We start from the raw sequence: 14121 nt of genomic DNA on the forward strand, positions 1-14121 counted from the left end.
TCATCGCTCGGCCCCCGCGCGGAGTGCGGCGCTCGCGCCGCCCGTGATGGTGCCCTCTGCCGCTGCGGGAGCGGCTCCGCGCCGCGCACGGCCACGCTTCACCGCGACGAGCGCGATCGCGACGCCGAGCGCGAGCACCGCCGCGCCGAGGACGCCGATCACGGCGAAGGTGAGCGCCGAGCTCTCGGCTTCGGCCGGGGCGGCAGCCTGTGCGGCGTCCGCTGCGCGGACCTCTCCCTCGGCCGGCGCGGCCGCGGCGGTCTCCCCGGCGTCCGCCGCACCGGGGACCTCGATCCGCGTCGCGGCGTCGTTCGTGCCAGCGGCCCCGGTTCCCGCGGCCTCGGATCCCGCGGATCCGCCGCCACCGAAGTCGCTCATGGTGCCCGACCCGGCCTGCAGCTGACCGTCGGCGGCGGCGAAGCTCACGGGCGTGAAGGACTCGTTGTTCGCGTTGATGAGGCCGTGCGCACCGATCGTGATGATGCCGCACTGCACCTGCAGGCAGTCGATCTCCTGGCCGGCCCCCTGCGCCCCCTCGTGCGGGTTGCCGAAGCTCGCCGTGAACTTCGATCCGGGGATCGTCATCTGGGTGCTCCACGCGCCGTTCGCGTCGATCTGGCCGTTCGCCTCACTCGCGGAGCTGCCGCCCTGGAATGCGACGAGCAGGCGGGAGCCGTCGGTGCCCGCGTACGCGAAGCTCTCCCCCGAGCGGCCGCCCTGGCTCGGCGCCCAGGCGTTCGTCGTCGGGTCAGCGACCGCGCCGAAGAACACGTAGACGCCGCCCGGCGCGTTCGGCTGGTACTGGAATCCGCTGCCGCTGAGGGTCACGGTCGTCGGCCCGTCCGCTGCCGGTGCCGGGGCGACGTCCACGCGGGAGGCCGCCTGCGCCGGGGCCGTGCCGAGCGCCAGCGGAGCGACCGCGAGAAACGGCAGGAGCAGCGCCGCGGCGAGGCGGCGGCCCGGCCGCGGCCGTGGTGCGCGTGGCGCCGCGGCACCGTGCGGGGATGGGAGCGCGGTCATGGAGTGGTCCTCTCACTGGATCGGGGGTCGTGCGCCGCGGGCGGCGCGGCGTCGTCGTCGGGGAATCGGACGGGGGTGATCGCGAGCGCGCCGTCGGCGTCTCGCGCCACCCGCACGGGGTGGCGATACACCTCGCTCAGCAGCTCAGGGGTGAGCACCTCAGCGGGTGCGCCCCACGCGCGCATGGCGCCGTCGGCGAGGAGCAGCACCCGGTCGCTGTAGGCCGCAGCCGCCGCGAGGTCGTGGAGCACGACCACGACCGCGCTCCCCTGCCGCGCCGTGCGCCGCGCGATGGCGAGCACCTGCTCCTGATAGTTGATGTCGAGCGCCGCGGTCGGCTCGTCGAGGAGGAGGAGCCCCGTGCGCTGCGTCATCGCGCGAGCGAGCGCGACCCGGGCGCGCTCGCCGCCCGAGAGGGACGTGTAGGTGCGCTCGGCGAAGCGGAACGTGTCCGAGCGGAGGAGCTCCTCCGCGATGATCCGATCGTCCTCCTCGACGGAGGTGATCGCGCGCCAGGGCGCGCGCCCCATCTTCACGATGTCGACCACCGGGAACGGGAAGCTCACGGAGTTGTTCTGCCGGAGCACGGCTCGCCGGAGCGCGAGCTCGCGGCTCGGCCAGTCGTGCACCTCGCGCCCGACGAGCTCGACGGAGCCGCCGTAGGCGTGATCCCCCGCGAGCGCCCCGAGGAGCGTCGACTTCCCGGCGCCGTTCGGCCCGAGGATCGCGAGCACCTCGCCGGCGCGCACGTCGAAGTCGACGCCGGAGACGATCCGGGTTCCGCCGAGGGTCACCGACACCCCCGCGGCGCGGAGCACGATCTCCCCGCGCGGAACCGGGGCGGGCAGCCGCGGTGCGCGGCGGGACAGCGGGTTCACAGCCAGCCCCCGTTCTTCCGCGAGGTCGCGCGGATGAGGAAGAAGAAGAACGGCCCGCCGATGATCGCGGTGAGCATGCCGAGCGGCAGCTCCGCGTAGGGCACGGCCGTGCGTGCGAAGGTGTCGGCGACGACGAGCAGCAGCGCGCCGCCGAGGGCGCTCGCCGGGATGAGCACGCGGTGCCCCGGGCCGACGATCATGCGGATGACGTGGGGCACGACGAGCCCGACGAAGCCGATGATGCCGGCGAAGGCCACGGCCGCAGCGGTCAGCACCGAGACGATCATGATCGCGCCGATGCGCAAGCGCTCGATGTTCAGGCCGAGGTGCCTGGCCGCGTCGTCGCCGAGGCTCAGGAGGTCGAGCTTGCCCGCGATCCCGAGCGCGAGGGCGAGGCCGAGGATCACGAGCGGGAGCACCGTGGCGACCTGCGGCCAGAGCGAGCCGGCGAGGCTGCCCATCTGCCAGAACACGATCTGCTCGCGCTGATTCATGTCGGCCGCGAAGGTCATGAGGGCGAGTGCCGCGCCGCCGAAGGCGTTGACGGCGACGCCGACGAGGATCAGGGTGATCACCCGGGTCTTCCCACCGGAGCGGGAGATCGAGTAGATGAGGAGCGAGGTGGCCACGCCCGTGACGAAGGCGCCGACGGGGATCGCGAGGCTCGAGCCAGCGGCGAGTCCCGTCACGATCATGAGGCTCGCGCCGACGGCTGCGCCCGAGGAGACGCCGATGATGCCGGGATCGGCGAGCGGGTTGCCGAACACGCCCTGCATGATCGCGCCGGAGGAGGAGAGCGCCATGCCGACGAGGACGGCGAGCGCGACGCGCGGAAAGCGCACCTCCCACAGCGCGGCGTCCGCGTTCGGGTGCGCCGACTCCGCGCCGCAGGCGATCCCCGCCTTGCGGCAGAGCGAGCCGATCACCTCGACCACGGGGATCTGCATCTGCCCGAGCGCTGCCGCGAGGAGCGTGGCGACGACGAGGCCGAGGCCGAGCACGACAAAAAGCAGGGTGACCCGGCCGCGCTTCGGCCGCGGGAGCGCGGTCTCGCCGTAGTCGAGCACCCGCGGCAGCTCGGGCAGCGCGGCTTCGCCGATCTCGATGCGGGTCATGCGCCGGCCTCCTCGGGGAGCTCGACCGTGTCGAGGTCGACGTGGTAGATCGCCTCGGCGAGCGCCGTGAGCACGTCCGGCGTGCGGGGACCCCAGGTGAACATCTCGTAGTCGCTCATGTCGACGACGCGGCGGCGCTCGCCCGCGGGCGTCTGCGCGACGCCGGGGACGGCGAGCAGGCCGTCGATCCCGCCGACCGATTCGAGCCCCAGGGTGAGCATGAGGATCAGATCCGGTTCGAGGTTCATGAGCCCCTCAGCGGTGAGGTTGCCGCTCGTCCAGTTCTCCTGGCCGGCGACGTCGATCGCCCCGAGCTGCTCGATGAGCACGCCCGCGATCCCCGTCGAGCCGTCGGGGTCGTTGCCGTACATGTAGTACACCCCGGCGCGGCCGCGCATGTAGAGGAAGACCGTGCGCACACGATCCGCCTCGGCGCTCGGCGCGACCGCAGCGATCCGCGCGATCGTGTCGTCGAGCCGCTGCGTGAAGTCGGCGACGTAGCGCTCGCCGAGCTCCGGCACGCCGAGCGCCCCGGCGACGTCGCCGATCAGCCGGGGAATGTCATCGATGTCTTTCGCGCCGTCGAAGAACACGACCGGGATCCCGGCGTTGCGCATCTGCAACTGCACGTCGTAGGGGCCGACGGAGTAGTCCGTGAGGATCAGCGTCGGGTTAAGGTCGAGGATCGACTCGGCATTGAGGGTGTGATTGTCCATCACGAGCGGCAGGTGCTTCGCGGACTCCCACCCGGTGGTGAGGTCGCGCCCCACGACGTTGGGGCCAAAGCCCAGGGCCCAGACCACGGACGCGAGGCTGCCCGTGCCGTCGAGCGCGAGGATCCGGCTCGTGTCGGTGATCTCCACCGCGACGTCGTCGAGCCCCGTGAAGGTGACGGGCAGCGCGGGCCGCGGGTCGTCGGTGATGGCCTCGATGTCGGGGCTGTCGAGCAGCGCGGTCTCGGGGCCCTCCAGGAAGCGGGGGCTCTCGGCCGCTGCGAGCGCGCGGTCCGCGATCTGCGGGGAGTCGCCGAAGACGAGGGCGCAGCCCGCGAGGTTCGCGGCGAGGAACGCGGCGAGTGCGGACACGCCAATTCGAAGGGTGCGGGCTGAGCGCCCGCCGTTGACGGAAAACACGAAGGTTAGGCTAACATTACTTAGGTCAGATGTTCAATCTTTCGCATTACCTAACCTCCATCAGATGTTAGCGCGGCTGCGGACGCTCCGGCGACCCTCCCGTGCACGCGCGTAGATTCCGAGAGCCGATCTTGCCCTTCCTCCCCCGCCTCCGCTTCACCCGCCACCGCCGCCCGCTCGCCGCAGCAGCGGCCGGCGCGCTCGCCGTCGCCGTCGCCCTGAGCGGCGCCGTCGGCTTCGCGCAGCTCTCGCCCGCGGAACACCCGGGCAGCGCGGGCAGCGTGGCGCTCGGCGCGGACTCCGGGCCGGCGGAGGTCGCGCCCGAGCTCGCGGCGGCGTTCACGAGCGCCGAGCGCGCCGAGTCGGATCCCGAGCGCGCCGGCGCGGATCCCGAGCGAGCGGATCAGGAGCCGCCGGATGCGAGCGGCGACGCCGCCCCGTGGCTCGACACCGGGACGGGCGCGGCCGAGATCCTGATCCGCTTCGCGGACGCGGGCATCGAGCCCGCCGCTGCTGGCGACCCCGCCACCGCGGCTGCCTCCCTGCAGCGCGGCGCCGACGCTGCGCTGCACCTCGCGGAGCCGGGCCTCGCCGCACTGGAGGAGCGCGGCGCGATCCGAGTACTCAACCGGTTCTGGATCGCGGCCGCCGTGCTCGTCTCCGCCGAGCCGACGCCCGAGACCCTCGCCGCGCTCGCGGCGCTCCCCGGCGCGGAGACCGTCGCGCCGAACGGGGAGGTCACCCCGCTCGAGGCGCCCGAGACGCCCGAGGCGCCCGAACCGGTGGCCGATCCGAGTGCGCTCTCGAGCACCGTCGACGGCGACGGCGTGCCCGTCACCTACGGCCTGGCCGGGATCAACGCCCCCGAGGCCTGGGCGGAGTACGGCGCAACCGGCCGCGGCGTGCGCGTCGCCGTGCTCGACACCGGCATCGACCCAACGCACCCCGACCTCCGCGATCGCATCGCGACCGTCGACCCGCACGACCCGCTCTTCCCCGGCGGCTGGATCCACCTCGACCGCACCGGAACGCCGCGCGAGAAGCGACCCGCGGATCCCGCCACCCACGGCACGCACGTCGCCGGCACCGTGCTCGGCGGCGACGCCTCGGGCACCCGCATCGGCGTCGCCCCCGACGCGGAGCTCATGGCGGTCAACGCGATCAGCGACGGCAGTAGCGACGCGAAGATCCTCGCGGCGCTCGAGTGGACGCTCGCACCGTACGACGCGAACGGCCGTCCGGCCGGCCGCGCCGCCGACGTGATCAACATGTCGCTCGGCGTGAGCAACTCGTACAACGACTTCCTCCTCGAGGTGCTGCACCGGGTGCGGCAGGCCGGGGTGTTCGCCGCGGTCGCGGTCGGCAACGACGGCGACCGCTCCCCCGGCTGCGTGTCGAATCCGAGCTCGTCCGCCGACGTGTTCGCGGTCGGCATGACCAACGAGGCGCAGCAGGTCGACCCCCGCTCCTGCGGCGGCACCACGCGGTGGTCGGCGAGCGTCGCGCAGCGCTTCGGCTGGCCGGCCGCCGAGTTCACGAAGCCCGACGCGTCCGCCCCCGGCGTCGACATCGTCTCCTCCGTGCCCGGCGGAGGGTGGGGCCGCTCCTCCGGCACCTCGATGGCGACCCCGCACGTCGCAGGCGCGGTCGCGGCGCTGCGCTCCGCCCAGCCCGGCCTCACGGTCGCGCAGATGGAGGACGCGCTCGAGTCGACCGCGTGGCATCCGAGCGGATCGCCCGCGAGCGGCGACACCCGGTACGGGGCGGGCATCATTGATCTCGCGGCGGCCGTTGCCGCGGTGCGCGGCGACACCGGGATCACGGTGACGATCACCGACGCGACGAGCGGGGATCCGCTCCCCGGCGTGACCGTCGACTACGGCGAGCACGGCGAGACCTGGCTAAGCGACGAGAACGGCCAGATTCGCGCCTCCCTGCCAGCCGGCGCGTACACGCTCGGCTTCTCCGCGTTCGGCTACGCCGACGCGACGCGCGACGTCGAGGTCTCCGGTGCGGGCTTCGGCTCCATCGAGCTCGCGCTCGATCCCCTCACGACGGGCTCGGTCTCGGGCACCGTCGTCTCGGCGGGATCCGGCGCGCCGCTGCCCGGCGTGCTCGTCTCCCTCGCGGGGGCGGGCCTCAGCGCAACGACCGACGCCACCGGCGCCTACCGGATCACCGGCGTCCCCGTTGGCGCGCACCGCTTCCGCGCCGCGCTCGACGCACACGCGACCGCCACCTCGCCCTCCGCCGAGGTGCTGCCCGTCGCCGACGCCGACACCGTCGTCGACTTCCGCCTCTCGCCGCTGCCGACCGTGCTCGTGCTCGGCGACCAGACCGGGCGCACGGTCGAGCTGCTGAACGGCCAGGATCTCGTGGCAACGGGCGCGGACGAGCTGCCGGCCGACCCCCGCGCGCTCGGCGCATACGACGCCGTCGTCTGGGACGACCCCGGTGTCGTCGACGCGCCCCGCCTCACGGCCGCGATCGAGGCGGCCGACGCCGCGGGAACCGGCATCGTCTGGCTCGATCTCGGCGCCACCGAGAGTTCCGGCATCGCGACGCTGCAGGCGCGAATCGGCTCTCCGACGCAGCGAACGGGCGGCGTCGACGCGACGGCGCTCGCCACGGGGTACCGGATCTGGGCCGAAGCGGATCACCCCCTCTTCGCCCCGGGCAACATCGCGACGGGCGAGCTGATTCAGGGCAGCATGGTGCTCCAGGACACGCGCCGCGACGCGGAGAAGTTCGTCTCCGCCTTCGACGAGCTGACGAGCGACACGGCGCGCATCCTCGCGCACACGATCACTCGCGAGCAGGACGGCGCGGAGGTGCGCGTCGACGATCACGGCCCGGGCATCGCGGTCGACGAGCGGGAGGGAGCTCGCCACGCCTACCTCGCCCTGCACGGCAGCCACGCGGCCTCGGACGCGCGCACCTGGTCCGCCGCGGGCCAGCAGATCCTCATCAACGCCGCGAACTGGGTCGCCGGATCGGCGGCGCAGCTCCCCGAGGAGCCCGAGCAGCCGGAGCCCAAACCGCCCGTCACCCCGACGAAGCCGGTGCACCCCGGCACGACGCCCCCCGTCACTCCGGGCGGCGAACCGCAGACGCCCTCCCCTGGCGCCGCGGATCCCGAACAGCCGACCGTGCTGGGATCCCTTCCGGCGTCGGCGCCAGCCGGCGCGGGATCCGGATCGGGGTCCGGCAGCCTCCGCGCGCCGTCCACCCAGGCCACGCCGAAGCCCGAGTTCACGCCGAAGGCGCCCGTCGCGACGCAGAACCTCCTCACGTCGGCGAACGCGGGCGGCGTCACCGTGCGCGTCGCCGACGGGATCGCGCATCTCACGGTGCCGGGCAGCGCGCCGGGCGACTGGTTCTATCTGCACGTGTACCCCAGCAAGACCGCGGTCGACTGGATCCGCGTGAACGACTCGGGCGAGCTCCGCATCGACGTGACGAGCCTCAGGGACGGGAACTACCGCTTCGCGCTCACCGACGTCGAGCGCCGGCTCGCCGGCTGGACCGAGGTGCGCATCGGCACGGGGAACTCGGCGCCCACGGCGGAGCCCGCCCTCACCGACGCGGCCACCCCGATCCCGGCGGCGGTCGTCGCCCCGGGCTTCCGACTCACCCCGACCGAGCAGCTCATGCTCCTCGGCGCCGCGCTGCTGCTCCTCGCCGCGGCAGGAGTCGTGCTGCTCGGGCTCCGCACGCCAGCGGGGGCCGGAACCGCGGGCGCGGGCGGCGGCGCGTGAGCGCCCCGGGCCGCCGCGCCCTCGTTGGCGTCCTCGCCGGCGTCACGGCGCTCGCCGTCGTCGGCGGGGTCGCGCTCGTCGGGCTCGGGGTGTGGCGCCTCGCCGCACCCCCGGCGCACGCAACCGCGGAGCGCATCGCGGTGGAGCACGTTGGCTCCGAGCTCCCCGAGGTGCCAGCCGCTCCCCCGTCCGAGCTCTCGATCCCGGCCATCGGTTTCGCGGCGCCCATCGCGCCGCTCGCGATCGGCACGGCGAGCGTGCTCGACCCGCCGACCGCGGAGGACGTCTTCTGGCTCACCGACTTCGGCGCACCGGGCGCGGGGAGCGACAACACGGTGTTCCTCATCGGCCACACTTCCGCCGACGGCCGGGCCGTGTTCGACCCGCTCGTCGACCGCGCGGCGGGCGCGACGGCCGCGTTGCCGGGCGACGAGGTGCTCCTCGAGACCACAGGCGGCACGGTCGCCTACGAGATCGTCGCGACCGAGCGGCACGACAAGACGGAGCTCGCCCAGCTCGCGAGCGTGTGGGAGAACGTGCCAGGCCGGCTCGTCATCATCACGTGCCTGTTCCAAGCGGATCGGGATCTCGCCCCCGACAACATCGTGGTCTTCGCCCGCGCCGTCACCTAAGCCGGGAGGGGCCAGCGCCCCGCTGGGTGCGCCTCCCCGAGCCAGCCTCCGCGGAGCGATATGCTGACGATCGTCGCATCGGCAGAGTGTTCCGGAAGGGGGCCCGATTGGACGCCCTCCTCAACCCCACCGAGGCGTACCTCACCGCGGTACTCGAGTGCGAGGAGGCCGGCACCGATCCGCTCCGCGCGCGCATCGCCGAGCGCGTGGGCCACGCGCCCTCGACCGTCACGCAGACGGCGAACCGTCTGATCCGCAACGGCCTGTTCTACACGGTGCCGGGCGATCGCCGGCTCCATCTCACCGTCGAGGGCCGCCGCATCGCGCTGCGGGTGATGCGCAAGCATCGGCTCGCCGAGTGCCTCCTCGTTGACACGATCGGGCTCGAGTGGGAGTGGGCGCACGATGAGGCGTCCCGCTGGGAGCACGCCATCGGCGACGCCACGGCCGAGCGCATCGCGGAGCTGCTCGGGCAGCCCGGCCGCTCCCCGTACGGGAATGCGATCCCCACCCTGGCCGAGGCCGAGCGCGGCGCGGCGCTGCCCCCGCGCGATCCCCACGCGATCAACGCGCTCCGCCGCACCTTCGACGCCGACCCGGCAACGCCGGCCGTGCTCGTGTCGATCGGCGAGACCGCGCAGTCCGATCACGAGCTGCTTGCCGCGCTCGCGGCCGCGGACATCGCGCCGGGCGCGCAGCTGCGCGTCGAACGGAGCGGCACCGGCGTGCGGATCGCGCTCGCGAACGCCGCTGCGACCGAGACGGTCGAGCTCGACCACGCGCAGGCGGCGCAGTTCTTCGTCGCCTGACGCACCGGTGGGCGGGGCCTGCCCGCCACGCCGAAACCGCGCGCATCTTTCGAGATCGCGAGGATTACCCCGGTAATGCGCGCGATCTCGAAAGATGCGCGCGGGGTGCCGGGGCACCCGGTGAGCCAGGCGCGCAGCTCGGCGAGACTAGGACGCGGGCGGCGTGAAGCGGCCGTCGATCGCCGTCCACCCGCCGTCGACGGTGAGCGTCGAGCCGGTCACGAACGTCGACGCGTCGCTCGCGAGGTACACCACAGCGCCGGCGAGCTCGTCGGGGCGCGACCAGCGGCCGAGCGCACTCTTCTGCGCGTACGCGCCATACCACTCGTCGTTCGCCTTGATCTGAGCGGTGAGCGGGGTCTCCACGACGCCGGGCGCCACCACGTTGACGCGCACGCCCTGCGGGCCGTACTCGGCCGCAGCGGTCTTCGCGAGCTGCACAAGGCCGGCCTTCGTCGCGGCGTACACGCCCTGACCCGGCTCGACCACCTGCGCGCGGATCGAGGCGAAGCCGATGATCGATCCCCCGCCGTGCTCCGCGAAGCGCGCGCCGAAGTGGCGGATGAGCTGGAACGATGCGCGCAGGTTCAGGTTCACAACGCGGTCGAACTCGTCCATCGTGTAGTCGTCCATGCGCTTGCGCACGTTCGTCGCCGCAGTGAACACGAGCGCCGACGCCGCGCCGAAGCGCTCCGCCGCTGCCGCAACCTCCGCGTCGTCGAGCACGTTCAGGCGGAACGCCTCGGCGGAGCCGCCCTGCTCCTGGATCAGCGCCGTCGTCGCCTCTGCGGCGTCGAGCGCCCAGTCGGCGACGACCACGTGCGCGCCCTGCGCCGCGAGCGCCTGCGCGGACTCGCGGCCGATCCCCGATCCCGCGCCGATCACCACGACCGTGCGGTCGTCGAGGCGGAAGAGGCGGCTGTAATCGGGGGCGACGTGCGTCATGCGAGGGTCCTTTGCGGGGTGAACGGGGTGGGCTGGGGCAGACTGGGCTGGGGGAACGTGGAAACGCAGCGGATGCTGGCTAGCCGCGTGCGCGGGGGCGGATCATCGCCATTCGGGTGACGGTGAACTCCTCGATGGCGTAGCGGGGGCCCTCACGGCCGATCCCCGAGTCCTTCACGCCGCCGTAGGGCATGATGTCGGAGCGGAAGCCGGGGATCTCGTTCACCACGACGCCGCCGACCTCGAGGCGCTCAATCGCGGCGAACGCGCTCTCGAGCGACGCCGTGTAGATCGCCGCCTGCAGGCCGTAGCGCGAGGCGTTCACGAGGTCGATGGCCGCGTCGATCGAGTCGACCGTGGTGAGGCACACGACCGGGCCGAAGACCTCCTCGGCCCATACATCGACGTCGGCGGGGACGTCGCCGAGCACGGTTGGCCGCACGAGGCCTGACTGCTCGCCGGATGCTGGGGCCTCGCCGCCTGCGAGGAGCGTTGCGCCAGCGGCGACGGCGCGATCCACCATGGCTCGAATCCGCTCGCCGGACGCGGCGTTGATCACCGGGGCGACATCGGTCCCCGGGTCGCGCGGATCCCCAACAACGAGCTCGCCCATGCGGGCAACGAGCCGCTCGGTGAACTGCGCGGCGATCGGGCGCTCGAGCACGATGCGCTGCACGGAGATGCACGCCTGGCCGTTCGCGTAGAAGCCGCCGCGCAGCACCGCGTCGACCGCGGCGTCAACGTCGGCGTCGGCCGCGACAATGAAACCAGTGTTGGATCCGAGCTCGAGCAGCGTCCGCCTGGGCGCCGCCTGCTGCGCGATCAGGTGGCCGATCTTCGCGGAGCCGGTGAACGACACGACCTGCGCGCGCGGATCCCGCACGAGCGTCTCCCCCACCTCGGGGGCGCCGTTGACGAGCTGCACGGCGGCCGGGGTGATCCCGTGCGCCGCGAGCACCTCGCGCACGATCGCGACGAGTTCGAGGGTGGCGAGTGGCGTGTTGGGGGCCGGCTTGATGATCACCGGGCAACCGGCTGCGATGGCCGGGGCGAGCTTGTGGCTCGCGAGCAGCAGCGGGTAGTTGAAGCCGGCGATGCCGATCACCACGCCGGCTGGCTTGCGGGTGTAGTAGCCGATCATGCCGCGGCCGAGCTCCTGGAGATCGAGCGGCACGGTCTCGCCGTGCACCCGCGAGGCCTCCTCTGCGGTCGCCTGGAGCGTGACGATGGTGCGCGATACCTCGGTCTGGCAGTCGACGCGCGGCTTCCCCGTCTCGAGCACGAGCAGGTCGATGAGGCGCGCGGCGTTCTCCTCGATGCGGCGCTGCACGGCGGTGAGCACCGACTTGCGCTGGGCCGTCGTCAGCGCCGCGACCTCGGCGCGCGCGGCCTCCGCGGCGTCGAGCGCGTCGCGGGAGTCCGCGACGTCGCTGACCGGGGCCTGCGCGACGACGCTGCCATCGAAGGGGAACACGATGTCCTGGCTCCCGGCGACGGCGCGCCACTCGGCGCCGATGGGAAGCTGCCCGGCGGGGGCGATCAGGGAGAGTGTGTCGCGCATCGTGTGTCCTTGCGTGCGGGCTGACGCCGCGGCGAGGATCGCGTGCCGCGGTGCAACGGATGACCTGGGTACTCCGACCACCCAACGAGTGGTCTTACCAGTTAATATAGTTCAACATCGTCCGATCGCCAACGCAACGCCGCGCGATCCGCAGCAGGCGCCGTCGCCAGCCGAGATCCCGCCGGAAGGAACCCCATGACGAACCGCTACTCCATCGCAGTCCTCCCCGGCGACGGCATCGGCCCCGAGGTGGTCGGCTGCGCGCTCGAGGTCCTCGACGCCGCCGAGGCACGCTACGGTTTCACCACCGCGCGCACCGAGATCACCGCCGGCGCAACGCACTACCTCGCAACGGGCGAGCTCTTCGCCGAGGTGGCGGACACCCTCCGCGGGCACGACGCGATCCTCTTCGGCTCCATGGGGGATCCCGCAGTGAAGCCCGGGATCCTTGAGCGCGGCTTCATCCTCGAGATGCGGCAGCGCTTCCAGCAGGCCGCGAACGTGCGCCCCGTGCGCCTCTACCCTGGCGTGCCCACCCCGATCGCCGGCCTCACGCCGGAGCGCTGCGAAATGGTCATCGTGCGCGAAAACACCGAGGGCGCCTACGTCGGCCAGGGATCGACGGTGCACGCCGGCACCCCGAACGCCGTCGCCATGCAGGAGTCGCTCAACACGCGGGCCGGCATCGAGCGCGTGGTCGACTTCGCGTTCCGCCTCGCCCTCGGCCGCCGCAAGAAGCTGACGCTCTGCCACAAGACCAACATCCTCGTCGCGGCCGGTCAGCTCTGGCAGGAGGTCGTCGCGGACCTCGCGTCCAAGTACCCCGAGGTCGAGACCGACTACGTGCACGTCGACGCGATGTGCTTCCACCTGCCGCTCTCCCCCGAGCGCTTCGACGTGGTCGTCACCGACAACCTGTTCGGCGACATCATCACCGACCTCGGTGCGGTGATCCAGGGCGGCCTCGGCGTCGCGACGAGCGCGAACCTCAACCTGGACGGCTCGGCGCCCAGCATGTTCGAGGCGATCCACGGTTCAGCCCCCGACATCGCGGGCACGGGCTGGGCGAACCCCTCGGGCGCGATCCTCTCGCTCGCGCTGCTGCTCGGCCACCTCGGGGAGGGCGAGGCCGCGCGCGCGATCGAGGCCGCCACCGTGCAGGTGCTCGGCGAGCTGCCCGCCCTCTCGGGTGCCGCGATGGGCCTGAGCACCGCCGAGGTGGGGTCCCGGATCGCGGAGCTTGTCCGCGCGGGCGCCGCGGACGAGGCGCTCGTGCCGGACTCCCTGCTCGGCCAGCTCGCGGAGCTCGCCCCGTCCCGGGTGTAGCGACGGTGGGGTGAGGGAGGGTGGGGCCTGGGCGCCACTACTCCGTGCCGTCCCGCCCCCGCACCCGCACCCATCCCCGACTTTGAACGAGTTTGCGTCGGTATGGATCGCAATACCGGCGCAAACCCCCACTAAATGGGGGTTTGCGACGGTGGGTGGGTGGTCCCGGGGCGCCGGCGGGCGGACGGCGCGCCGGCAAACGGCAGCCGAGCGCCTAGCCGCCAGCCCGGGGCAGCAGGCCTCGCTCAGAGAGCGCCGACACCACCCGCGCCGCCGCGTGGCCATCGTCGTGCGGGGCGAAGCGCTCGCACCACGCCTCCGCACGCTCGGGCCGCAGCCAGCTCGCCCGGTCGCCCACCTCGGCCCACTCCTGCGCGCAGGCCACGACGGCCGAGCGCTCGGCCAGCAGCGGCCCCGGTGCGTCACGCTCGAAATCGAACGTGAAGCCGCGCTCGCGATCCCGATAGGCGGCGAGATCCGGCACGAAGAACAGCATCGGGACCCGCGCGACTGCCGCATCGAACATGATCGACGAGTAGTCGGTAACGAGGAGGTCAGCGGCGAGGATGACGTCGTTCACGTCCGGGTGCGCGGACGCGTCGATGACGCGGGCCGCCGCGCCGCCGTACCCGCCGAGGCCGTGCGTGCGCGTGTGTCCGCGCGCGACGATCACCCAGTCGTCACCGAGCTCCTCCGCGAGGCGCTGCACGTTCAGCCCGTCGACCACGGTCACGCCCCCGTCGCGCCAGGTCGGCGTGTATGCGAGCACCCGCTTGTCGAGCGGCAACTCCAGCGCGATGCGCGCGGAGCGCACGGCGATCGGGTTGCGCTCGGCGCCGATCGTGGCGCGCGCCAACCGGTCGGCACGCGGGTAGCCGAGCTCGAGGATCTCCCCGCGGAACGCGTAGCTCTCGCGGAACTGCTCGGTCGAGTGCGGGTTCTGC

Annotated in this window: 11 protein-coding genes; 4 read left to right on the forward strand and 7 right to left on the reverse strand. The window is 73.1% G+C overall.

All coding sequences use genetic code 11. From position 1 onward, the window contains the following. Genes EGM46_RS13735 through EGM46_RS13750 form a run of 4 tightly spaced genes read right to left on the reverse strand, consistent with a single transcriptional unit; the run spans position 1 to position 4098 of the window. Positions 1–1020, reverse strand: a complete 1020-nt coding sequence (locus EGM46_RS13735) for a hypothetical protein (RefSeq protein ID WP_125100697.1) — start codon at positions 1018–1020, stop codon at positions 1–3. Continuing rightward, entirely contained in the window at positions 1017–1898 is an 882-nt protein-coding gene (locus tag EGM46_RS13740; RefSeq protein WP_241156361.1) for a heme ABC transporter ATP-binding protein, read from the reverse strand. Before EGM46_RS13740 ends, EGM46_RS13735 begins: the two co-directional genes overlap by 4 nt. Next, positions 1895–3013, reverse strand: coding sequence for a FecCD family ABC transporter permease (locus EGM46_RS13745; protein WP_125100698.1), 1119 nt, complete (start codon positions 3011–3013; stop codon positions 1895–1897). The genes EGM46_RS13740 and EGM46_RS13745 overlap by 4 nt, the downstream gene beginning before the upstream one ends. Next, complete coding sequence (locus EGM46_RS13750; protein ID WP_164512917.1) at positions 3010–4098, reverse strand: heme/hemin ABC transporter substrate-binding protein; 1089 nt, start codon at positions 4096–4098, stop codon at positions 3010–3012. The genes EGM46_RS13745 and EGM46_RS13750 overlap by 4 nt, the downstream gene beginning before the upstream one ends. Positions 4099–4277: 179 nt before the next feature. On the opposite strand from EGM46_RS13750, the gene EGM46_RS13755 reads away from it, so the two are divergent. The 3 genes from EGM46_RS13755 (at position 4278) to EGM46_RS13765 (ending at position 9345) form a co-directional block, all read left to right on the forward strand. Beyond that, the gene (locus tag EGM46_RS13755) at positions 4278–7904 is read left to right on the forward strand and encodes a S8 family serine peptidase (protein WP_125100700.1); all 3627 of its coding nucleotides are present in this window, start codon (positions 4278–4280) and stop codon (positions 7902–7904) included. Then, positions 7901–8536 carry a class F sortase gene (locus tag EGM46_RS13760; RefSeq protein ID WP_125100701.1) on the forward strand — a complete coding sequence of 212 codons (636 nt, stop codon included), beginning with the start codon at positions 7901–7903 and terminating at the stop codon, positions 8534–8536. Before EGM46_RS13755 ends, EGM46_RS13760 begins: the two co-directional genes overlap by 4 nt. A gap of 107 nt (positions 8537–8643) precedes the next feature. After that, the gene (locus EGM46_RS13765; RefSeq protein WP_164512918.1) at positions 8644–9345 is read left to right on the forward strand and encodes a metal-dependent transcriptional regulator; all 702 of its coding nucleotides are present in this window, start codon (positions 8644–8646) and stop codon (positions 9343–9345) included. A 147-nt stretch (positions 9346–9492) separates the two neighbouring features. Here EGM46_RS13765 and EGM46_RS13770 read toward each other — a convergent pair whose 3' ends face one another. Both EGM46_RS13770 and EGM46_RS13775 read right to left on the reverse strand, forming a co-directional pair. Next, positions 9493–10290: an SDR family NAD(P)-dependent oxidoreductase gene (locus EGM46_RS13770; RefSeq protein WP_125100703.1), complete on the reverse strand. Its 798-nt coding sequence runs from the start codon at positions 10288–10290 to the stop codon at positions 9493–9495. A 79-nt stretch (positions 10291–10369) separates the two neighbouring features. Then, on the reverse strand, positions 10370–11851 hold the full coding sequence (locus tag EGM46_RS13775; RefSeq protein WP_125100704.1) for an aldehyde dehydrogenase family protein: 1482 nt from the start codon (positions 11849–11851) through the stop codon (positions 10370–10372). Positions 11852–12046: 195 nt separating this feature from the next. Between EGM46_RS13775 and EGM46_RS13780 the strand changes: the two genes are divergently transcribed. Further along, positions 12047–13177 (forward strand): 3-isopropylmalate dehydrogenase, encoded by a 1131-nt coding sequence (locus EGM46_RS13780; protein ID WP_125100705.1) that lies wholly within the window; start codon positions 12047–12049, stop codon positions 13175–13177. A gap of 214 nt (positions 13178–13391) precedes the next feature. On the opposite strand, the gene EGM46_RS13785 is transcribed toward EGM46_RS13780, so the two are convergent. Then, positions 13392–14121: CDP-glycerol glycerophosphotransferase family protein (locus EGM46_RS13785; RefSeq protein WP_206427589.1), on the reverse strand; the 730-nt coding region annotated here is incomplete at its 5' end.

This window comes from Leucobacter chromiireducens, from assembly GCF_003917135.1.
In the GTDB taxonomy this organism is placed as follows: domain Bacteria; phylum Actinomycetota; class Actinomycetes; order Actinomycetales; family Microbacteriaceae; genus Leucobacter; species Leucobacter chromiireducens_A.

Excerpts from the sequence above, each read along its gene's own strand:
- EGM46_RS13735 (WP_125100697.1), bottom strand. The coding sequence starts at position 1,020 with ATGACCGCGCTCCCATCCCCGCACGGTGCCGCGGCGCCACGCGCACCA.
- EGM46_RS13745 (WP_125100698.1), bottom strand. The coding sequence starts at position 3,013 with ATGACCCGCATCGAGATCGGCGAAGCCGCGCTGCCCGAGCTGCCGCGG.
- EGM46_RS13770 (WP_125100703.1), bottom strand. The coding sequence starts at position 10,290 with ATGACGCACGTCGCCCCCGATTACAGCCGCCTCTTCCGCCTCGACGAC.
- EGM46_RS13775 (WP_125100704.1), bottom strand. The coding sequence starts at position 11,851 with ATGCGCGACACACTCTCCCTGATCGCCCCCGCCGGGCAGCTTCCCATC.
- EGM46_RS13780 (WP_125100705.1), top strand. The coding sequence starts at position 12,047 with ATGACGAACCGCTACTCCATCGCAGTCCTCCCCGGCGACGGCATCGGC.